16 protein-coding genes and 2 pseudogenes are annotated in these 20,658 nt (G+C 56.1%); 7 read left to right on the forward strand and 11 right to left on the reverse strand.

Annotated features, from left to right (window positions below; all coding sequences use genetic code 11):
• The first annotated feature begins 107 nt into the window (after positions 1-107).
• Positions 108-1,145: pseudogene (locus AB5Y83_RS08425) on the forward strand (IS481 family transposase).
• Positions 1,146-1,338: 193 nt separating this feature from the next.
• On the forward strand, positions 1,339-2,424 hold the full coding sequence (locus tag AB5Y83_RS08430; protein ID WP_021231728.1) for a 6-hydroxymethylpterin diphosphokinase MptE-like protein: 1,086 nt from the start codon (positions 1,339-1,341) through the stop codon (positions 2,422-2,424).
• Between the two features lie 97 nt (positions 2,425-2,521).
• Here AB5Y83_RS08430 and AB5Y83_RS08435 read toward each other — a convergent pair.
• Together AB5Y83_RS08435 and rnr are read right to left on the reverse strand one after the other, a co-directional pair.
• Positions 2,522-3,377: pseudogene (locus tag AB5Y83_RS08435) on the reverse strand (IS5 family transposase).
• Between the two features lie 290 nt (positions 3,378-3,667).
• Entirely contained in the window at positions 3,668-6,061 is a 2,394-nt protein-coding gene (rnr, locus tag AB5Y83_RS08440) for a ribonuclease R (protein ID WP_069554630.1), read from the reverse strand.
• A gap of 134 nt (positions 6,062-6,195) precedes the next feature.
• On the opposite strand from rnr, the gene AB5Y83_RS08445 reads away from it, so the two are divergent.
• Complete coding sequence (locus tag AB5Y83_RS08445) at positions 6,196-7,218, forward strand: GGDEF domain-containing protein (protein ID WP_368175005.1); 1,023 nt, start codon at positions 6,196-6,198, stop codon at positions 7,216-7,218.
• A 131-nt stretch (positions 7,219-7,349) separates the two neighbouring features.
• On the opposite strand, the gene ompA is transcribed toward AB5Y83_RS08445, so the two are convergent.
• Both ompA and AB5Y83_RS08455 read right to left on the reverse strand, forming a co-directional pair.
• Positions 7,350-8,387 (reverse strand): porin OmpA, encoded by a 1,038-nt coding sequence (gene ompA, locus AB5Y83_RS08450; RefSeq protein ID WP_005363030.1) that lies wholly within the window; start codon positions 8,385-8,387, stop codon positions 7,350-7,352.
• A 266-nt stretch (positions 8,388-8,653) separates the two neighbouring features.
• Entirely contained in the window at positions 8,654-9,691 is a 1,038-nt protein-coding gene (locus tag AB5Y83_RS08455) for an SGNH/GDSL hydrolase family protein (protein ID WP_368175006.1), read from the reverse strand.
• A 254-nt stretch (positions 9,692-9,945) separates the two neighbouring features.
• Between AB5Y83_RS08455 and AB5Y83_RS08460 the strand changes: the two genes are divergently transcribed.
• On the forward strand, positions 9,946-10,332 hold the full coding sequence (locus AB5Y83_RS08460; RefSeq protein ID WP_139433788.1) for a YgiW/YdeI family stress tolerance OB fold protein: 387 nt from the start codon (positions 9,946-9,948) through the stop codon (positions 10,330-10,332).
• A gap of 86 nt (positions 10,333-10,418) precedes the next feature.
• On the opposite strand, the gene mltC is transcribed toward AB5Y83_RS08460, so the two are convergent.
• The 3 genes from mltC to mutY form a co-directional block, all read right to left on the reverse strand.
• Complete coding sequence (mltC, locus tag AB5Y83_RS08465) at positions 10,419-11,522, reverse strand: membrane-bound lytic murein transglycosylase MltC (protein WP_005354839.1); 1,104 nt, start codon at positions 11,520-11,522, stop codon at positions 10,419-10,421.
• A 117-nt stretch (positions 11,523-11,639) separates the two neighbouring features.
• Positions 11,640-11,912, reverse strand: a complete 273-nt coding sequence (locus AB5Y83_RS08470; RefSeq protein ID WP_005335828.1) for an oxidative damage protection protein — start codon at positions 11,910-11,912, stop codon at positions 11,640-11,642.
• Between the two features lie 8 nt (positions 11,913-11,920).
• Positions 11,921-12,973: an A/G-specific adenine glycosylase gene (gene mutY / locus AB5Y83_RS08475; protein ID WP_368175007.1), complete on the reverse strand. Its 1,053-nt coding sequence runs from the start codon at positions 12,971-12,973 to the stop codon at positions 11,921-11,923.
• Between the two features lie 237 nt (positions 12,974-13,210).
• On the opposite strand from mutY, the gene AB5Y83_RS08480 reads away from it, so the two are divergent.
• Positions 13,211-14,449 (forward strand): multifunctional CCA addition/repair protein, encoded by a 1,239-nt coding sequence (locus tag AB5Y83_RS08480; protein WP_368175008.1) that lies wholly within the window; start codon positions 13,211-13,213, stop codon positions 14,447-14,449.
• A 118-nt stretch (positions 14,450-14,567) separates the two neighbouring features.
• Here AB5Y83_RS08480 and AB5Y83_RS08485 read toward each other — a convergent pair whose 3' ends face one another.
• Together AB5Y83_RS08485 and AB5Y83_RS08490 are read right to left on the reverse strand one after the other, a co-directional pair.
• Entirely contained in the window at positions 14,568-16,166 is a 1,599-nt protein-coding gene (locus AB5Y83_RS08485) for a BCCT family transporter (RefSeq protein ID WP_005335834.1), read from the reverse strand.
• A 9-nt stretch (positions 16,167-16,175) separates the two neighbouring features.
• Entirely contained in the window at positions 16,176-16,703 is a 528-nt protein-coding gene (locus tag AB5Y83_RS08490; RefSeq protein WP_069526903.1) for a hypothetical protein, read from the reverse strand.
• Positions 16,704-16,866: 163 nt separating this feature from the next.
• Here AB5Y83_RS08490 and AB5Y83_RS08495 point away from each other — a divergent pair, with 163 nt between their 5' ends.
• Positions 16,867-17,346: a MarR family winged helix-turn-helix transcriptional regulator gene (locus AB5Y83_RS08495; RefSeq protein ID WP_047434495.1), complete on the forward strand. Its 480-nt coding sequence runs from the start codon at positions 16,867-16,869 to the stop codon at positions 17,344-17,346.
• A gap of 71 nt (positions 17,347-17,417) precedes the next feature.
• Here the strand turns inward: AB5Y83_RS08495 and AB5Y83_RS08500 are convergent, their stop codons facing one another.
• Positions 17,418-17,999 carry a YjaG family protein gene (locus tag AB5Y83_RS08500; RefSeq protein WP_005335839.1) on the reverse strand — a complete coding sequence of 194 codons (582 nt, stop codon included), beginning with the start codon at positions 17,997-17,999 and terminating at the stop codon, positions 17,418-17,420.
• Between the two features lie 162 nt (positions 18,000-18,161).
• Here AB5Y83_RS08500 and AB5Y83_RS08505 point away from each other — a divergent pair, with 162 nt between their 5' ends.
• Complete coding sequence (locus AB5Y83_RS08505; RefSeq protein ID WP_005363043.1) at positions 18,162-19,106, forward strand: D-2-hydroxyacid dehydrogenase; 945 nt, start codon at positions 18,162-18,164, stop codon at positions 19,104-19,106.
• Between the two features lie 71 nt (positions 19,107-19,177).
• Here AB5Y83_RS08505 and mepM read toward each other — a convergent pair whose 3' ends face one another.
• On the reverse strand, positions 19,178-20,515 hold the full coding sequence (mepM, locus tag AB5Y83_RS08510) for a murein DD-endopeptidase MepM (RefSeq protein ID WP_005354854.1): 1,338 nt from the start codon (positions 20,513-20,515) through the stop codon (positions 19,178-19,180).
• Positions 20,516-20,658: the final 143 nt, after the last annotated feature.

The raw sequence follows: 20,658 nt of genomic DNA on the forward strand, positions 1-20,658 counted from the left end.
GTATGGAGATGGTATTCACCTGACAGTTGCCCACAAAAGGGAGTGGTCATACGGCTTCAAACCGGATAACAAAACGGTACCCCTACCGTGTTATCCGGAGTCACCGTATGACCACCAACGAGAAAGTAGCACGTCGCAAACTCAGCCTGCTAGAGCTTGCCAAAGAACTCAATAATGTCAGCAAAGCCTGCAAGCTCATCGGCTACAGCCGTCAGCAGTTCTACGAAATTCGCCGTAATTACCAGACCTATGGCGCCGAGGGATTGCTCGACAAATTGCCCGGCTGTAAAGGGGCTCCTCAAACGGGTTGCGCCCGAGATTGAGCAGGCCATCCTCGATTATTCCCTCACCAGGCCTACTCACGGCCCGCTGCGGGTTGCGCAAGAACTGCCTCTGCAAGGTATCAACGTCAGTGCCAGCGGCGTGTGTGGCGTGTGGCAACGTCACGACTTGCTCTCCAAACACGACCGCTTGTTGCGCCTTGAGACAATCCAACGGGAGCAGACCATTGAGCTCAATGACGAGCAAATTCGCCTGTTAGAGCGCTTCAGCCCCGAGTTTCGCGAACGTCAGATTGAGGTCCACTACACCGGGGAACTGGTGGCGGTCGACACCTTCTTCGTCGGCGCGCTCAAGGGGTCGGTAAGGTGTATCTGCAAACCGTGCTGGACTGCTATAGCCGCCACGCCTAGGGGCGGCTCTACACCAGCAAACTGCCCATCACCTCGGTCCATGTGCTTAACGAAACGGTGCTGCCATTCTTTGAAACCCACGAGGCACGGGTCTATACCATCCTGTCGGATAACGGGCGCGAGTTCTGTGGGCGCCCTGACCACCATCCCTACGAGCTGTTCCTGTAACTGGAGGGGATTGAGCACCGAACCCCCAAGGTGCGCAGGCCGCAGAGCAACGGCTTTATCGAGCGGCTGCATCGAACCTTGCTGGATGAACACTTCCGTATCAAGGGGAGGACGACCTAGTATGAGTCGGTAGAGCAGATGCAGACAGACTTGGATAGCTACCTGGAGCACTACAACACCCAGCGGCCACATCAGGGCAGGATGATGGAGGGGCAGACCCCTTACAGCATGTTCAAAAAGGGTCTGAAATTGATAGCGAAGGAAGTGCGCACTAAAGTAGCGTAAACAAGACACCGGTTTGAGGCCGGTGTCAGGTGATAACTAGATCTGTACAAGTAGAGCATCATTTTCATTCCTGATATGTTCACGTAGGCGTGATTAGGCGACGCTTTCCAAGACTGACCGTGTACAGTTTTTTCACACAGTACCAATGGTGGCGCAAAAAACTAAGCGCATTATAAATTATTGAGGAGGGGCAATGAGTTCAGGCAGAGTATACATCGCACCATATAATGACATTGCACAATTTTTGTATATAGAGTTGCAAAGGCAAGGATGTAAGATAGATGGTTATGCTGATGACTTTAAAGAGGGGGGGAACATAATCAAATATGATAACCTACCAGTAGGTTCACATGTATATCTGTATAGCCCAAACTACAAAGATGAAATTTATCCTAAGTTGAGTCATTGCCAAGTGACTATGGTGTTTTTTTTAGGTGGAGAGTTTGTTTTTTATAGCAAAGAAGAAGGTTTCAATCTCTTTAAAATAAATAATTTCAAGGCTGCATTGACAAGCTTGTTATCGAGGGCGAGTTTAAATATTTTTTATAAAAGTAAGATATATAGAAAGCTATCAATGAATAGTTCGTTGAAAAAAATGGAAGAACAGCACTTAGCAAATAAAGATGTTTTTATAATTGGTAATGGCCCTAGCCTGAAAGTCTCTGATCTTGAACTAATACGTGGGAAAACTACAATTGCATGTAATAAAATATTTCTATGTTTTGATGAGACCACTTGGCGACCAGAACATTATCTGGTAGAGGATCCTCTAGATATATTTGAGTACCTGCATGATTTTAAAAAATACTCATTGAAAAATGTTTATGCCCCTGGCGACTGTTTAAGATATACACGTTTTAATCGTGATATCACATACTACAACACAAATAAAAGCAATGTGCCTTTTGATGAAGTGGGCTTTGAAGAAAATCCTATTGTTGGCTTTTTTAAAGGCGAAAGTGTTGTGTATGCAATGGTTCAGTTAGCAGTATTTATTGGCGCAAAAAGAGTTTTTCTTCTCGGTTTTGATCATAACTATAAGTTCCCCCCAAAAACCAAAGATAATCTATATAAGATTAGTGAGGGAGAGCAAAATCATTTTCATGAAAATTATCGAAAAGCTGGTGACATATGGGCAGAACCAAGAATTGAAAATATAACAAAACAATTCATGTTGCTTAAGTCTCACTTAGAGGTGAGAGGAATTGAAATATTTAATGCTACTCGTGGAGGAAAGTTGGATGTTTTTAAAAGAGTAAGTCTAGAGGATGTTATTTAAAAAATTATTACAGAAATAGGACACCCACCTCTCTGAGCGCCTCATAGCGGCCAATACATTGGCAATAGCGCAAGAATTATGTCCCTCGGCTGTGTTCTCAAAATGCTGGTTTTCTGTCCACCAATAGTTCCCGTAAGTAACGAAGGCAGAAAGCCAGCTTGATAAAAGCAGCAAAACTTCCCGTCAGCTTTTCATACCGCGTTGAGGATCGGCGAAACTTCTTCAGCCATCCGAAGCACCGTTCGACCACATTTCTCCTACGATAACGAGCTTTGTCTAACTCCAGTGGACGTCCCTTATGGTGCCGTTGCTGGTCGCTGCGTTGCGGGATAACCACTTTTATCTTTCTACGCAGGAGTTCAGCCCGCAGAGCCCTGCTGCTATAGGCCTTATCTGCGGCAAGATAAGTTGGCCGAGTGCGATAAAGGCCTGATGAAGTCGGGATCCTTGCCATGACCAACGCACTTATCGCATATCTGATTTCTGCTGATTGCCCCATCGAAACAGCGGTAAACCATTACCATCAGTGACCAAGTGAATTTTGCTGCCAAAACCACCACGAGAGCGACCAAGAGCTTGATTTACCGGAGTGCTTTTTTAGGCGCTCCGGCAGCATCTTTTGATGCCCTGACATTGGAGCCGTCAATGCACCACAGGTCAAAGTCGATAAGCCCTTCTTCATTGAGATTGAGATTGAGATGCAGTTGCAGCGCAGCAAGGATGGCATCGATATGACCTGTACTCAGCCAACGTCGAAAGGTGTTGTAGACCGAACGCCATGGGCCGAAACGTTCTGGTAGATCTCGCCAGGGTGCGCCGGTGTGAAGTATCCAGAGAATGCCATCAAGCACTTGGCGTGGCTCACGAGTAGGGAGTCCTCTTATGCGGCGACATAGAGGAAGGGGCTCGATAAGTCCCCATTTTTCATCGGTCAACTGGTAACGACGGGACACTGCATAGTATCTTAAGCTATTGAGAAGATAAGAGATTATATATTCATCACTTTAAGAACACAGCCTAGCCATATGCACGAATCTTGGCCGAGCTAAGCCCAGAATATGAGTCCTCTCTTTTCGCTGACCATAAAAAAATCCGACCCCCGGTAACCGGGTTCGGATTTTTTTCATCTCAAGCGTCGCAGGCTTTTGTAGTGATAACCCGGGCGCTGGCGCAGATACCTGGGGGCCATCAGCCCCTTACGACCTCAGCCCGGGTCGCCAGACCCAAGCCATAGGCCGAGGGCTTACCCTTTGGCCTTCACCTTATCGCGAGCTTTTTTGCCCGGTCGTCTGTTGCTCGGTTTGGCACGGCCACCCTTGTCGGATTTGCCGTGATCCTTGCCCTCTTTACGTTTTTCGTGGCGCTGGGCGCTCTTGGCCTTCTCTTTCTTGATCTCGGCCTGTTTGCGCGCCATCTCTTTGGCGTTCTTGCCGGTGGCCTTGAGCGGCTCTTCCACCATCACGAAGTCGATCTTGCGATCGTCCAGGTTCACGCCCATCACCTTGACCCGCACCTTGTCGCCCAGACGGTAGCGACGGCGGAAGTTCTCGCCAATCAGCTGCATGTGCAGGGGATCAAACTGGTAGTAGTCGTTGGTGAGGGTGCTGACGTGCACCAGACCATCGATGTGGATCTCCGCCAGACGCACGAAGAAGCCAAAGCCGGTGACGCTGGCGATAACGCCGTCAAACTCGTCACCCACGTGATCCAGCATGTACTCGCACTTGAGCCAGTCGGCCACGTCGCGGGTCGCATCGTCGGCACGGCGCTCAGTCATGGAACAGTGCTCGCCCATCGGGTCTACTTCTTCCAGCTGGTAGTGATAACCACCGCTCGGGGTCCACTTGTGGCGCAGATTGCCCTGCTGCTCCTTGGCAGTCTGGTACTTGATCGCCCGGTGCAGGATGAGGTCGGGATAGCGACGGATTGGCGAGGTGAAGTGCGCGTAGGACTTCAACGCCAGACCGAAGTGACCGATGTTGTCGGCCTGATAGATGGCCTGACGCATGGAGCGCAGCAACATGGTGGAGAGCAGCTCCGCATCCGGGCGCCCTTCAAACTTGGCTGCCAGCTCGGCAAAGTCTTTCGGCTCGGGCTCGAGACCGCCTTTGAGCTCCAGACCCAGTTCGGCCAGGAAATCGCGGAAACCGGTCAGACGCTCTTCGCCCGGACGGTCGTGGACCCGGAACAGGGCGGCGGCTTCGTTCTTCTCGATATAACGAGCAGCAGCCACGTTCGCCTGGATCATGCACTCTTCGATGATCTTGTGGGCGTCGTTACGCACCAGCGGCACGATGCGGTCGATCTTGCGCTGGGCGTTGAAGATGAAGCGGGTCTCCTCGCTCTCGAACTCCACCGCACCGCGCTGGTGACGGGCATGCTTGAGCGCCTTGTAGAGGTTGTTGAGCTCCTCAATATGGCCCACCAGCGGGTCATACTGCTGGCGCAGCTTGGGATCGCCATCGAGGATCGCGGCAACCTTGGTGTAGGTCAGACGGGCGTGAGAGTTCATTACCGCTTCGTAGAACTTGTAGCCGGACATGCGACCAGCGGCGGAGATGGTCATCTCGCACACCATGCAGAGGCGGTCTACTTGCGGGTTCAGGGAACACAAGCCGTTGGAGAGCACCTCCGGCAGCATGGGCACCACGAACTCGGGGAAGTAGACGGAGTTGCCACGCTGATACGCTTCGGCATCCAGCGCCGTGCCGGGCTTCACGTAAGCGGAGACATCCGCAATGGCAACCCACAGACGCCAGCCGCCACCACGCTTGGCTTCACAGAAGACGGCGTCATCAAAGTCACGGGCATCTTCCCCGTCGATGGTCACCAGCGGCAGGGCGCGCAGGTCGATGCGGCCCTCTTTGGCTTTCTCAGGCACCTGCTCGCCGAGACCGGCAACCTCTTTGGTCACCTCTTCCGGCCAGGTGTGCGGGATACCGTGGGTACGCAGGGCAATTTCGATCTCCATGCCCGGCGCCATGTTCTCGCCCAGCACTTCCAGGACGGTGCCGACGGCATTGATGCGGGAGGTGGCGCGCTGGTTAATGCGCACAACCACGACCTGGCTCTGGCGAGCCCCTTTGTTTTCCCCTTCCGGGATGATGATGTCCTGGCCGATACGGCTGTCATCCGGCACCACGAAACCAACGCCATTCTCGACGAAGTAACGGCCGACAATGTCTGCCTCACGGGACTTGAGCAGGCGCACCAGACGCGCTTCCTGACGACCCTTGCGGTCGATCTCGGTCGGCTGCACCAGCACGTAATCGCCATGCATCAGGCGTTGCATCTCTCGGTTGTTCAGATACAGATCCGGACCACCACCTTCCGGACGCAGAAAACCGAAGCCATCCTTGTGGCCGATTACATAACCTTTGACCAGATTCAGGCGATCCGGCAGGGCATAACATTGGTTGCGAGTGAATACCAGTTGTCCATCACGCTCCATGGCGCGCAGACGACGACGCAAGGCTTCCAACGGCTCTTCATCTTTCAGCTTGAGGACCTTGGCCAACTCTTCACGGGACATGGGCTTTTCATGGCCCTTGATGAGTTCCAGGATCAACTCGCGACTGGCGATGGGGTTATCGTATTTTTCGGCCTCGCGTTCGAGGAAAGGATCTTTTTGAGACATAAGCAGGCCTTAGGGTAGGTGGTAACGGTGCCATTATATCGGAGGGGGGGGCGAATGGCATCCATCGGCTGCCTTTTGGCCAATCTCTCTGTCATACTATCTTCAGTTCGCTGGCATGATGAGACACAGAACTCATGAGTAAGGACACATTTGCCCAATCTGCCGCCTATCTCAAGCAGGCAGTCCCCCTGATGATCAAGTACCAGATCCCCACAACGCCGGACAATTACCACCTGTGGTACAACTATGTCTCGGCCAGCATGCCCGAGCTCAACCAGGCGATTGATCAGGCAGTCAAAATGCAGGGAACCTGCTCGCTCACGACCTGCGAGCGGCTCTATCACCAGTATCTGGCCGCTCAGGACGAGAAGCAGATGGAGGCGATGAAACTGAGCCTCGCCGCCATGGCCAACGAGCTCGGCCACTCCATGCAGGACGCCATCTCGGATACCGGCATGTTTCAGGAGATGCTCGACAAGAGTTTTGACAAGCTGAGCCGTATCGACGACGAGGGCTTCAGTCTGGAAGACACCATGGGTATCCTGCGCGATCTGGTGCGCGAGTCGCGGGATGTACGCATGTCGACCATGCACTTTCGCAACCAGCTCAGCAATGCGGAGAAAGAGATCAAGGAGCTGCGGGCGGCGCTCAACGAGACCCGCAAACTGGCCAACGAGGATGCCCTCACCAGCCTGCTCAACCGGCGCGCCTTTGACCTTGAACTGGAGAGCCTGATCCGCAGCCAGCAGCCCTTCTCGCTGATCCTTGCCGACATCGACCGCTTCAAGAACTTCAACGACGAATATGGGCACCTACTCGGCGATCAGGTACTACGCGCCTTCAGCAAACGGCTGCGCGACGCCTGCAAGGAGGGGGTCACCGCCTATCGGCTGGGTGGGGAGGAGTTCGCTATGCTGGTCCCCCATCGCTCGCTGGCGTTGGCCAGACAGATGGCGGAGAGCATGCGCCGCGCCATCGAGCGGATGTCGATTCTGGATCGCAAATCGGGCCGCCGCATCGACCACATCACAGCCTCGTTTGGCGTGGGTGAGTTCAACGGTCAGGAGAGTGCAGACTGTCTGGTCGAACGTACCGACAAGCTGCTCTACAAGGCCAAGGAGCTGGGGCGCAACCGGGTGATGCCGCTCCCTTCCTGATTTAGTCCCTTGTCCGACCGCAATGCCCATGTAAAAAGCCAGTCAGATCAACTGACTGGCTTTTTGGTCTCTCTTGCTCCAACAGGGGCTGTTCATTCCAGCCCCAGTGGAACTCTGCTCAGTGTGAAGGATTACTCCTGCACCTCGCTAACACCTTCGACTTTCACATCAACACGGCGATCCGGAGCCAGGCAGACGATCAGCTCACGCTTGGACTTGCTGACGCAGCTGTCGCCGGTAACCGGTGAGGATTTACCACGCCCTTCCACATTGATCTTGGCGGCCGGGATCCCTTTACCAACCAGATAGTTGGCAACGGTCTGGGCACGCTGCTCGGAGAGCTTCTGGTTGTAGGCATCGGAACCGATACGGTCGGTGTGACCAATTACGGTTGCTACACCATCCTTGGGTCGTGCTTCTTCAATCTGGCTATAGAGGCTATCCAGTGCCTGACTGGCCTCTGGCTTGAGGGTCGCCTTGTTGAAGTCAAACAGCACATCGGAGCTCAGGGTGAACTGCTTCTCAACCATCACAGGTGCAGGAGCAGGTTCCGGAGCCGGGGCGGGCGCCACAGGGGCAACCTGACCAAAGCGATAAACCGCTGCCAGTGAGAGCAGGCCATTATCCATTCTCAGACCGGTATCATCGCGGCTGCCATACGGGGTGGTGTACTGGTACTCCAGGCGAGCGGCCCAGTCGAGATTGAACGCATACTCGGCACCCAGTGCACCGACCATGACAAAGCGGCTGTCATCTTTGTAGACATCGCTCTTGGTATCAGCCCAGCCATAACCGCCACCGACACGACCATACAGATCCAGATTATCGGTAACCGGGAAACCCAGTTTCAGGGTCAGTTGAGCCAGCTGTGCTTTTACTTCATCACTGAAAGCGCCTGCCGCCGTAGTGGCATCGTATTTGTAATTGCCCAGATAGTCGTAACCCAGCTCCAGTCCCAGATTCTGGTTGATCTGATAACCGCCAAACACGCCTGCACCCAAGGCATCGTTGGTCTCATTGCCAAGGGTCAGGGCATTGCTTTCATCAATGCCGTAGAAGTTGGACCAACCCAGTTTGGCACCGCCATACCAGGTGTTGTCCTGACCGGCAGCCTGGGCATTGGCCGCCAGCAAGCCGGTAACCAGCAAGGTAATCAATGATTTTTTCATGTTTGAGCCTCTGCAACTTTATGTAGGAGGAGGTTGATTGATATCACCTCGTCTTATAGGTGCAACCACCCAAAAGCGATCGCAGCATATCAACGTTAGCCTATTTTCAAGTCACTGATATCAATTAACAAAAAACACTCTAACGCAACCACGTTACAAAAACAGCAACAAACGTTTGTTATTTGAACTGAATGTGACGCAAAAAGACGCACAGATGAGGATAGATAGGAGAAAAAGGGCCAGCAACATGCTGGCCCGAAGAGATATCAGTGACGAACAAACTCGTAGTGCTGATCGATAAAGTCAGCAACACGCTGGCTCAGTACCTTGTGCACCGTCTTGGTCGGATGCACCTGATCCCAGAACATATGCTCATCGCAGTTGAGAGTCGCTGCTCGCCCTTTTGCCTGCCCGCTCACCACCGCCTGCGCCAGGATCGGGTTACCGGCAATAGCCACTCTTTCGGAGAAACTTAAAGCCGGGGTCGCAGCCATCTCGGCAGCGCTGCCGGAGAACGGCTTCCACGTATAGCCGCCACCGTAGCAGGCGTGTTCTGTGTCACTCAGACCAAACTGCTGAGGATCGCGCATCATCTCGTCAAACTGCTTGTCCACTTCGAACAGCTTCACGATGCCGAGGGGAGCCAGCTCGCGAGTGAGGTTCTGCAACTTCTGGTTGTGGTAACTGGCCACATGGCGCACCTTCTCCACCACCTTCATGCTGCGGGCTGACGGGGTCTGCCCCAGATCAGGAATGTTGAACAGCAGGATCTGCTGCGCGCCGTTGAGTACCAACCGGTTGGATGCCAGCCGGATGGTATCGATCACCCGATCCGCATCCCGCTCGGTGTTCCAGCCATAGGCCAGATAGTCGTTGGCACCGACCCAGATCACCACCAGATCATCGGGACGGAACTTGTCCTTTTTCAGGAACTGGTCGATCTCGTAATCGAGGTTATTGATCACCTGATATTTGGGATCCCAGGACCAGAAACCGAGCCAGCCGTTCAGGGCACCCAGATGGTTATAGGCCACCGCGGTCGCACCGCCTTCCGCCTCGTTGGCCACGACCAGACCGGGAAAACGCTCGTCATCCAACTGCTCCAGCCACACCGGGCCGTTGCTGAAGCGCCCGTTGAAGTAAGGTGGGCTGGAGGGGAGATACCCCCTCATCTTCTTGTACATCTTGCCGGTGTCGGAGAGGCTGTCACCAAACATCACAACCCGGGAAAAAGGTTGGCGTCCCTCTGCCGCTTGCGCGGTCAATGCCATTAACCCCAATAAACAAACAAGCCATTTTTTCATATTGTTATGCTCTTCGATTAAGCAGGTGAGACCTGCGGACTTCTCCTCGAGTGGCTACAGGCATGGGAAGAGTCTGCTACCACTGACTTCTGGTGAAGGCGACAGATTACTGTTCCAGATGAAATCACACATGTTCCGCCACCGATGAAATCGCTTGCGCTCACAAAACAGACAATCACACCAGCCTATTTCTTTCACGCTTGTTTCACGCCCCTCTCTGCACAATGCCCCCATCCCAACGACAGGAGCATGAAATGAACAAAGCAAGCGCAGCCATTATCGGAATGTTGACCCTGATGTCCGTATCCTCTTTCGCCATGGCGGCCTATACCGGCCCACAAGAGCAGAACAAGGTTTCCGTTACTCAGCTGAAAGATCTGGCCGATGACAGCTGGGCCACCCTGGAAGGGAAACTGGTCAAGCACCTGGGCGGCGAGAACTATCTGTTCCGCGACGCCAGCGGTGAAGTGGAGGTCGAAGTGGATCAGGATGTGTGGCGTGGCACCGAAGTGGGCCCGGATGATCAGATCCGTATCCGTGGTGAAGTGGACCACAGCTGGAACAAGACCGAAGTGGAAGTCAAAACCCTGGAGAAAGTGGGCGCGGCCCCGCAGACCAAGGGCGGCTTTATCGCCAAATAAGGCCACTTCAACGACCGAACTGGCCAGACGTTAAAAGGGCGCTTGATATCAAGCGCCCTTTTGCATGGTTCACCCAGCGTCACCGCTTAACCGGCCCGACTTGCAAAGGCTCTCTTGAACCCCTTCTCGGCCTGATTGACCTTGTAGAGGTAACGGCGCGCCTCCTCTTTGGGATGCTGCTCGGTCAACACCTGATAGACCGCCTCGGGGGAGAGCCGGTTGATCCGGCCCGGCGCCGCCTTGCGATCGCTGGAGAAGGTATTGAGCACCCCGCCCGCACCACCGTTATAGGCTGAGATCACCGCATAGCGACGGGAGCGCGGATCCTGAATATCCGCCAGATAGACGGTCTGCAACAGGTGCAGATAGGCGGTACCAACATCGATGTTGTAGGCCGGGTTGAACAGCTCCTCCCGGGTCGGCTGGCCGTTCTTGCCCTTGACCCGAACATAGACGTCACGACCGGCGGTAGCCGGGATCACCTGCATCAGGCCATAAGCGTTGGCATGGCTCACCGCATAGGGGTTGAAGCTGCTCTCGGTCTTGATCACCGCATAGATCAGGCTCTCCGGCACGCCGTATTTGCGCGACGCTTCCCGGATGATCCCCGCATACTTGTAGCCCCGTCGATCTTCATGGTTGGCCACCATGGGAATATCGACGAAGAAGATGGTGCGAATCCCCAGAGTGCGCTTCTTCATCGCCGTGTTGAGCAGGTAATCGGCATAACGCTCGGCGCGCCAGGAGGCGCGGATTGGCTGGCGCTGATTGTCCAGCACCTGACCGTAGAGGAAGGGCTCGCCGCCGGTCAGAATTTCCCGGTCGGAGTAAAGATCCACTTCCGCCGGATCGTCCGGGGTCAGCAGGGTCTCGATGATGGCGCGACGCAGGTGAGCGCGGGGATCGATGCCCGAGACCGTCTCCACCATGATGTGACCGCTGGAGAAGTCGATGTGGGCCCGGCTCTTGTACTGATCCGTGTATTTGACGTAGTCAAACTTGCCCGCAAACAGCGCCTCCCGCCCCCATATCTCATTCACGTTATGGGAGAGCGCGCTGATCATGTGTTCAAAACCGCGGATGTCCTTGCCGTTGACCAGATCGTCATCCTCACTCCCGCTGGGCTTGGGGGAGGATGAGCAGGCAGAGAGAAACAGCAGGGTGCACAGCAGCCAAAAAATTCGGCCCATAGGATCCTCAAACCGGGCAGCAGAGCTGCCCATCATTCATTTGCTGCGACTTCAGGAGCGGTCACGCCAGTGTGGCGCCATTACCGCACCTGTTCACACGTACAACAGCCGGAGAGCTTACTGGGCAGGCGGGGTGTAACCTTCGATCTGCACTTCACCTGCATCAAACAGGTAGCTGACCATCTCTTTTTCCAGCAGTTGGCGATGCTCAAGATTCATCATGTTGAGCTTTTTCTCGTTGATCAGCATCACCTGCTTCTTCTGCCACTCGGCCCAGGCTTCCTTGCTGATGTTGTCAAAAATCCGCTTGCCGAGCTCACCGGGATAGAGTTGGAAATCCAGACCCGGGCCCTCTTTTTTCAGGCGTTGGCAAAATACAGTACGGCTCATGTTGACCTCTATGGTTGTAACTCTGGATAGGCGAGCAGACGGGCCGTGGCGGCCGCCAGCCCCACCTCGGCAGGATGGCGTAAGTTATACCAGAGTCGGTTATCTGCTTCCATGAGCCGCAGCGGTTGCGCCCCGTCAATATCAATCAGCAGCGGCTGAATATCGAGATGGAAGTGACTGAAGGTATGGCGAAAACCGGCCAGTTCACGATAACCGTGATGGCTCAGGCCAAGGGAAGCCAACAGACCATCTACCTCCGCCAGCGAAGCCACCTGCGGGAAGCAGTAAAGCCCGCCCCAGATCCCCTGTGGCGGCCGCTTCTCCAGCAGCAGCTCATCACCATGCCGGATCAGCAGCATGATGCCATCGCGAGCCGGAATGCTCTTCTTGGGCTTGCTGTTGGGATAAGCGGTAGGCTTGCCTTGCGACAGCCCCTGGCAATCGGCCCGCACCGGGCAGCGATCACAGGCAGGCTTGCTGCGGGTGCAGATCGTCGCCCCGATATCCATCATCGCCTGATTGTATTGCGCCACGCCCAGTTTGGGAGTCAGCCGGATGGCGATCTCCCACAGCTCGTTCTCCACCTGTTTTTGGCCGGGCCAGCCCGGCAGCGCCAGCCAGCGGGTGAGTACCCGCTTCACATTGCCATCAAGGATGGCGTGGGGCTGACCCAGAGAGAGCGACAGCACGGCCCCGGCGGTTGAGCGGCCAATGCCCGGCAGCGCCATCACCTCGTCAAAGCGCTCGGGAAAGAGACCGTGGTGATGATCGCGGATCTGCTGAGCCGCCTTGTGCAGGTTGCGGGCCCGGGCGTAGTAGCCAAGCCCGGTCCAGTGGTGCAGCACCTCATCGACGGGGGCATCGGCCAGCGCCACCACATCGGGAAAGCGCGCCATAAAACGCTGGTAGTAGGGGATCACGGTCGCGACCTGAGTCTGCTGCAGCATGATCTCCGAGACCCAGACCCGGTAAGGGGTCTTCTCCTGCTGCCAGGGCAGGGTTTTGCGGCCATGAAGCTCGTACCACTCCAGAACCCGGCTTGCGAAGGTTGATTGATTCACGTTGTTCTCATGTCGTTGATATATGGGGAACTCTGCGGTTCCTTCGGCTCATCTGGCCTGCGTGGGCATAAAGTCATCCCGCAGCACAGCGCCAGCTGTCTGGTGCGGCAGCGTAAGGCCTCGCCACGCCCAAGTCAAAGCCACGCTGACTGGCGCTGCGGCCAGGTGGTGGTCAGGCAGCAAAGCGGTAACAAAGACGATATACTCGGCCCCACGATTGGTGACGGGAGAGACGGTTTGCAGACTTATCTGGTTGGGGGCGCAGTGCGGGATCGCCTGCTGGGATTGCCGCAGGGCGACAGGGATCATCTGGTGGTCGGCGCCACCGTGGAACAGATGCTGGCGCTGGGTTTTACCCAGGTCGGTCGCGACTTTCCCGTGTTTCTTCACCCCAAAACCCAGCAGGAGTATGCCCTCGCCCGTACCGAGCGCAAACAGGGTCAGGGCTACACCGGCTTTGTCTGCCACGCAGCCCCCGATGTGACGCTCGAGCAGGATCTGCTGCGCCGGGATCTCACCATCAACGCCATCGCCGAAGATGATCAGGGCCAGCTCCACGATCCCTACGGTGGCATCGAGGATTTGGAAAAGCGGCTGCTGCGCCACGTCTCTCCTGCCTTTGCCGAAGACCCGCTGCGCATCTTGCGGGTCGCCCGCTTCGCCGCCCGCTTCCACGCTCAGGGCTTTACCATAGCGCCGGAGACCCTCGCCCTGATGAGCGAGATGACGGCCGCTGGCGAGCTGGCCCACCTCACGCCAGAGCGAGTCTGGAAGGAGCTGGAAAAAGTGCTGCTGGGGCCAACCCCGCAGATCTTTATCGAGGTGCTGCGCCAGTGCGGCGCCCTTAAGGCACTCTTCCCCGAAATCGACGCTCTGTTCGGCGTCCCCGCCCCGGCCAAGTGGCACCCGGAGATCGACACCGGCATCCACACCCTGATGGTGCTGGAGCAGGCGTGCCGGATCTCCCCCGAGCTGACCGTCCGCTTTGCTGCCCTCTGCCACGACCTTGGCAAGGGAGTAACCCCCAAGGAGTTCTGGCCAAGCCATCACGGTCACGGCCAGAAAGGGCTGCCGCTTATTCGCGCTCTGTGCGAGCGGTTCCGGGTACCCAATGAGTGCCGGGATCTGGCGCTGCTGGTGAGCGATCTGCACACCCACATCCATATCGCCTTTGAGCTCAAGCCCGCCACCCTGCTCAAGGTGTTCGACAAGGCTGATGCCTGGCGTCGCCCCGAGCGCTTTGCCCAACTGCTGGATGCCTGCCGCGCCGACTTCCACGGCCGCACAGGTTTCGAGGTGCGGGTCTACGCCGAGCCGGACTATGTGGCAGAAGCGCTGGCTGCTGCCCAGGCGGTGCCGGTGAAAGATATAGTGGCGGCCGGTTACAAGGGAGAAGAGATCAAGGAGCAGCTCGCCAAAAAGCGGACCGATGCCATTAGCCGCATCAAGGATGAGTGGACCTTTATCGAGGAGTAACCTCGGCCCCATAACAGACGGCCGCCCTGATGATGAGCTCCGCAAGGAGAGCATCGCCAGGGCGGCCGTTTTGCATCCAGATTGATATGTGAGGGGACGCTAGCCCCTGCTGGTGCCGTTATGCCGGACCAATTCGCTCCATCAGGCTCATATGGGATGAGCCATCGTGGCGCTTGAGGTTCTGACGATACTCGAACTGGCGCTGACTCTCCTGCTTGAGCCCCAGCATCAGCGAATAGCACATCGCCAACATGATCACCGAGAAGGGCAGCGCGGCTATGATGCTGGCCGCCTGCAAGGCTGCCAGGCCGCCGGAAACCAGCAGGATAGCGGCAACCAGCCCCTGCCCCAGACCCCATACGGCGCGGTGCAGTACCGGCGGCTCCTGATCACCGATGGAGAGCAGAGTGGTGATGACCAGCGTACCCGAGTCACTGGAGGTGATGAAGTAGGTGCAGATGAGCAGGGTCAGCACAGCTTTGGCAATCCAGCCGAAGGTATCCCAGTGCAGCAGCTCGACCGTCTTGTAGAGCGCCAGCGTCACATCCTGATTGACCGCAGCGACCACGCCGCCGCCACCAAACAGCTCCAGATTCATCGCCGTGCCGCCAAACACGGTGAGCCAGAACATGCCGAGCAGCGAGGGTACCAGCAACACACCGAGCACAAACTCGCGGATAGTACGCCCCTTGGAAATGCGGGCGATAAACATGCCGACAAACGGCGCCCAGGCAATCCACCAACCCCAGTAAAACGCCGTCCAGCTCGACTGCCAGGCCGAGGTGCCGTTGGCCTCGGTGTTGGTCCAGAAGCTCAGTTTGACGATGTTCTGCAGGTAATCACCGATGTTCTGTACATAAGCGTTGAGGATATAGGTGGTCGGCCCCAGCACCAGAAAGAGCGCGAGCACGAAGACACTCAGCCAGATATTGAGCTCGGAGAGGATCTTCACCCCTCGCCCTACCCCGGAAACCGCCGACAGGGTGGCGATCAGGCTGATGCCACCAATCAGCCAGAGCTGGTTGGACTGCGACACCGCCATACCAAACATCTGGTTAAGGCCGGTATTCATCTGGGAGACCCCCAGACCAAGGGAAGTCGCCACCCCGAACACGGTGCCGAACACCGCCAGCACATCGGCCGCATGGCCCCAAAAACCGTAAATCCGCTCGCCAAGGATGGGGTAAAGCACAGAGCGGATCGCCAGCGGCAACTTGCGCCGGTAGCTGAAAAAGGCAAGTGATAGGCCGACGATCACATAGATGGCCCAGGGGTGCAGGCCCCAATGGAAAAAGGTGAGGCGCATGGCGATCTGGGCCGCTTCCGGGGTCATCCCTTCGGTAATGAACGGATTGCCCTGCAGATGGTTCATCGGCTCGGCGATGCTCCAGAACACCAGACCGATACCCATGCCTGCGCTAAAGAGCATGGAGAACCAGGCGAAGTAGCCGAACTCCGGTACCTGGTCGTCGTCACCCAGCCGGATGCTGCCAAAACGGCTGAACATCAGGTAGACAGCGAAGAACAGGAACAGGGCGACCACCAGAATGTAGTACCACTTGAACCCGGCAATAATCTGATCCTTGGCACCGACAAACCAGGCGGCCGCGGTATCGGGAACAAATACGCCAAACAGCAAAAACAGGGTGATCACGGTGAGGGCCGTCATGGCCATGGTGGGGTTGAGGCCTTTCAATAGCCCTTTGCTTGCTCGCATCCAGCCTCCTTAGTCGTTGTTGAAAAAGTCTTCGCCCACATGATCACCGGCACCGCCGATGGCGCGATAGACCAGTTTGCCCGCCGCCTGTTCGCGGTGATCCACCAGCGAAACCGAGGGCTGGCCGTTCACGGCGTGACGCTTGCCAAGGAAGATGGCCATGGGGACACCCAGATTGGAGACACCGCTGGTGATCCAAAGGCGGTTGAAGTCGTAAGAGCCACCGATGAACTCCAGCTGGGCCAGGCCGGTATCGAGGCCGGTCAGATAGAAGTTCATGGCACTTTCGTCAGGAAAGAGGTGCACCAGCACATAGGCGTAGCGCAATTCATTCACCAACTCCTTTAGGTTGAAAGTACCTGTCTCACTACAAGAGAGGGGTAACTCACCATCATAGTGGTGTACCTTGAGGTTGTTGGGGTCTTCATCATAGGCAGGCTGATAGCGCACAAAAGCCGAGGTATCCGGCAGTTCATAGCGCACTCTGACCACACGTAACTCGGCCACCAGAGACTTGATATCCAGCTCGTCATTCATCATTTCGCTCCTCAAATGTCAGGGTGAATTCCGTGAAATGCCCGTCAACCTAACACAAAATTAGTTAGAGCAGAAATTATTACATCAAAAACCATATTGACCTTGTGACGAATTAGGCGGAAAATTTTGCGCCTCTCCATAGCCTTCCAATGACGCACACCCCATGGAAAAACATGATGAAGTGCTGGTCGCCCTGCGCCAGATTATTCGTGCCATCGACATGCACTCCAGGCGCTTGATCAAAGAAGCCGGGCTCACCTCCCCGCAACTCTTGCTGCTCAAAGGGATCGACGAGCTGGGACAGATCTCCATGCGCCAGCTGGCCGATCACACCAACATGAGCCAGGCCACCGCCACCACTATCATGGACCGATTGGAGAGCCGCCAACTGGTGCAGCGCGTTCGCAGCAATACCGACAAGCGCAAGGTTCACGCGACACTGACTGATGCAGGCCGTGCCCTGCTGGCTCAGGCCCCGACCCCGCTGCAAGAGCGCTTTATCCAACGCTTTCAATCCCTTGAAACCTGGGAGCAGACCCTGCTGCTCTCCTCCCTGCAACGCATCTCCGCCATGATGAATGCAGACGAAATCGACGCAGCCCCGGTGCTGAGCGTCAGACCCCTCACCGAAGAGCAGGCATAAGCTGCTGAACAATTTCAGGCATAAAAAAAGCTCCCGAACGGGAGCTTTTTTCGATCAGGGGCCGCAGAGAATTACTCTTCCAGGCTGATCCCGATATTGGAGACGCCATCCTGAGAGGCGAATACTCTGATGGCCAGAATACGATCGCTGTCGCGCTCATGGGCAACCCGCTTGAGCAGCTCGACCTGGAACTCCAGCTCTGCTTCCATGTACTCGTGCTCGTAGAGCTCCTCTTCGGTCAGATCCCGCTCTTCCAGCAGTTCGATAAAACCGGCCACGGTACCGACTGACGCATGACTGGCATCGTTGGCCTCTTCGCCAACCCGGCAGATCACCGAGTTATAGGCGCAGCCCAGCGCAACACAGGCATCCAGCGCGGGATAGGCACCGTAGGATTCAAACTTGCGGGGATCCGGAATGTGAGACTCGAACTCTTCGAGAATGGCACCCAGATTGACCCGGGATCCCTTGACGGTGAGGTAGACCCACATCTGATCCAGCGCATGCCGGAAAGCGCCAGCATTGCCAAAACCGGAGGCCTGACAGAACAGGGCATAGTTGGGGTACATGCGCTCTGCCAGCGCCAGGGTGTAGACGGTCTGTTGCCAAGGCTGTAGCTCGGCCAGTCGCTTATAAAACTTGTCACCAAACACTGGAGTCGGATCCTTTGCAAAATGTGGGGCAGATTGTAGCCCACGAGGGGCGCGGCGAAAACGAAAAAGCGCCCTGGTCGGCTATGTTGCGATATGAAGTCAGGTAAGATGGGTCGAGAGCGGCATCTTGTTGCGCCGCAAATTCTGATAAGGAACAAGAGTATGAGCCAACGTACCCTTCTTTTGCTCAGCCAGGATAATGCTCACTACGAACGGCTGCTCAAGGCCGCCAATCTCCCCCATCTGCGCATTCTGCGAGCCGATAACCAGAGCGATGCCGAGAAGCTGATCGGCGAAGCCCATATTCTGATGGCCGAACCGGCCCGTGCCAAACCGCTGCTGCCCAAAGCCAACAAGCTGAGCTGGTTCCAGTCCACCTACGCGGGAGTCGATGTGCTGCTCGACCCTGACAGTCGCCGTGATTATCAACTCACCAATGTGCGCGGCATCTTCGGCCCGCTGATGAGCGAGTATGTCTTTGGTCATCTGCTCAGCCTGATGCGCCAAATCCCCCTTTATCGGGAGCAGCAGAAACAGCGACTGTGGCAGAGTCACCCCTATCAGGGTCTCAAGGGGCGCACCATGCTGATCCTGGGGACCGGCAGCATTGGCCAGCATATCGCCCACACCGGCAAACATTTTGGCATGAAGGTGCTGGGTATCAGCCGCAGCGGTCGGGAGCGGGCCGGGTTTGATCAGGTTTATCAACTGCCTGCGCTCAACAAGATGCTGGCGCAGGCCGATGTCATTGTCAGCGTGCTGCCAGCCACCCGCGATACCCGTCATCTGTTCAATGCCGCCCGCTTCGAACACTGCAAACCGGGCGCCATCCTGTTCAACGTCGGTCGTGGCAGCGCCGTGCACTCGGGCGATTTGCTCACCGCACTGCGTACCGGCAAGCTGGCGATGGCAGTGCTGGATGTGTTCGAGCAGGAGCCGCTGCCCGCCGACAGTCCATTGTGGGGCCAACCCAACCTCATCGTCACCCCCCACAACAGCGCCTACAGCTTCCCGGATGATGTAGCCCAGATCTTTGTGCGCAACTACATCCGCTTTATCGATGGCCAGCCACTGGATGGCAAAATCGACTTCGACAAGGGTTATTGACCGTCACTGCGCATGTAAAAAGGCCCCGCCAATCTGGCGGGGCCTTTCATTTCAGGCTGTGACGACAGGAATCAACCCGCTGCCAGCTCCTTGCGGTAGCTCTTCACCTTGGCAAGGAACTGACGACGCTCCTTGCCGCTGAGCGGTTCAGCCATCGGCAGCTTGGCGGTCATGGCATTGACCGGGCGGTTGTTGATCCGCAGCTCGTAGTGCAGGTGAGCACCGGTCGAGCGACCTGTGTTGCCGGAGAGGCCGATCTTGTCGCCCATCTTCACTCGCTGACCGGTTTTGACCAGCAGCTTGCTCAGGTGCAGATAACGGGTAGAGAGAGTACGGCCATGCTTGATGACGATATAGGTACCCGCCAGCGGGTGGCTGGTTGCCTTCTGGACGATACCATCGCCAGTCGCCAGCACTGGCGTGCCCACCGGCACTGCGAAGTCGGTGCCCTCGTGAGGACGCACCATACCGGTTACCGGATGTTTGCGCGCCGGGTTGAAGTTGGAGCTGATCCGATAGCGGCTGTGGGTCGGGTAGCGGCGGAATCCGCGCTCCAGACTGTTGCCCTGACCGTCGTAATAGTTGCCGTCATCGGAGAGCCAGGCCGACACCGTCTTGCCCTGGCTGGTCACTTCCACACCCAGCAGCTGGCTGTTACCAGTGCTCTTGCCTTCCACCGTCTCCTGGCGTACCAGCACTTTGAACTTGTCGCCCTTCTGCAGATCCTTGGCGAAATTCATTCGCCACTGGAACAGGTTGGCAATTTTCTGGATATGGTTGGCCGGAATCCCCGCATTACGGGCACTGACATAGAAGCTGCCGTTGATCACGCCGTTGTAACGCTGCGGTTGCCACTCAACCTTCTCATTGATCATGGAGGCGGTATAAGCATCGTCGCTGCGCGCCATCACCAGCGTCTGCTTGATGTTCAGGCGGATTTTGAGTTGCTGCAGGATGTTGTCCTGATCGATCAGCAGCTCAATATTCTGGCCCGGCTTGAGGCGCGCCAGATAGTTCTTGTTGTCCGCGTCCAGCACCTTGTAGAGGGTGGTGGTGGAGAGACCGAGATTGTTAAAAATGGCGGTCAGGTTTTCGCCGTTGCGGACCCTGTAATCCTGCCACTGGGGGGTGGTGTCAACCGGGATGTCGTCATCCGGCGCACTCTGATCAACCAGTTCGTGATCGGGGATTTCGTTAAAGTCGGTGTTGTTTTCGTTGGTTGCCGTACCTGCGGTATCAATGGGCAACTCAAGACGCAGCGGCCGCTCAAGGATGTCACCCGGAGCTGGCAATAATGCCACTGCTGACAGGGTCATGGCCGTCAGCATCAGCATGGCGTAAAAGTGTTTGCGGGGAACCGGTGGTTCCCAATTGGCAGCCTGTACTACCAAGGGACGGAGACGTTTCATCCGCTATCCTGTATTTAGATCTAAAGAGTGTGAGTTGTGATGTCAGTTGTGACAAAACCGTATAAAACTGTTTGTTGGACACAAATAGTTACAAATAGTTCATCACAATCTGCATGAACCTCACATTTTATGCATAACCCGCC

This window comes from Aeromonas sp. R5-4 (assembly GCF_040908215.1).
GTDB classification, from domain to species: Bacteria; Pseudomonadota; Gammaproteobacteria; order Enterobacterales; family Aeromonadaceae; genus Aeromonas; species Aeromonas veronii.

Coding starts and splice junctions, on each gene's coding strand:
- AB5Y83_RS08485 (WP_005335834.1), bottom strand. CDS start 16,166: ATGCGAGCAAGCAAAGGGCTATTGAAAGGCCTCAACCCCACCATGGCC.
- mltC (WP_005354839.1), bottom strand. CDS start 11,522: ATGGGCCGAATTTTTTGGCTGCTGTGCACCCTGCTGTTTCTCTCTGCC.
- ompA (WP_005363030.1), bottom strand. CDS start 8,387: ATGAAAAAATCATTGATTACCTTGCTGGTTACCGGCTTGCTGGCGGCC.
- AB5Y83_RS08495 (WP_047434495.1), top strand. CDS start 16,867: ATGGAAAAACATGATGAAGTGCTGGTCGCCCTGCGCCAGATTATTCGT.
- AB5Y83_RS08455 (WP_368175006.1), bottom strand. CDS start 9,691: ATGAAAAAATGGCTTGTTTGTTTATTGGGGTTAATGGCATTGACCGCG.
- AB5Y83_RS08490 (WP_069526903.1), bottom strand. CDS start 16,703: ATGAATGACGAGCTGGATATCAAGTCTCTGGTGGCCGAGTTACGTGTG.
- AB5Y83_RS08460 (WP_139433788.1), top strand. CDS start 9,946: ATGAACAAAGCAAGCGCAGCCATTATCGGAATGTTGACCCTGATGTCC.
- AB5Y83_RS08445 (WP_368175005.1), top strand. CDS start 6,196: ATGAGTAAGGACACATTTGCCCAATCTGCCGCCTATCTCAAGCAGGCA.
- AB5Y83_RS08430 (WP_021231728.1), top strand. CDS start 1,339: ATGAGTTCAGGCAGAGTATACATCGCACCATATAATGACATTGCACAA.
- AB5Y83_RS08470 (WP_005335828.1), bottom strand. CDS start 11,912: ATGAGCCGTACTGTATTTTGCCAACGCCTGAAAAAAGAGGGCCCGGGT.
- rnr (WP_069554630.1), bottom strand. CDS start 6,061: ATGTCTCAAAAAGATCCTTTCCTCGAACGCGAGGCCGAAAAATACGAT.
- mepM (WP_005354854.1), bottom strand. CDS start 20,515: ATGAAACGTCTCCGTCCCTTGGTAGTACAGGCTGCCAATTGGGAACCA.
- AB5Y83_RS08505 (WP_005363043.1), top strand. CDS start 18,162: ATGAGCCAACGTACCCTTCTTTTGCTCAGCCAGGATAATGCTCACTAC.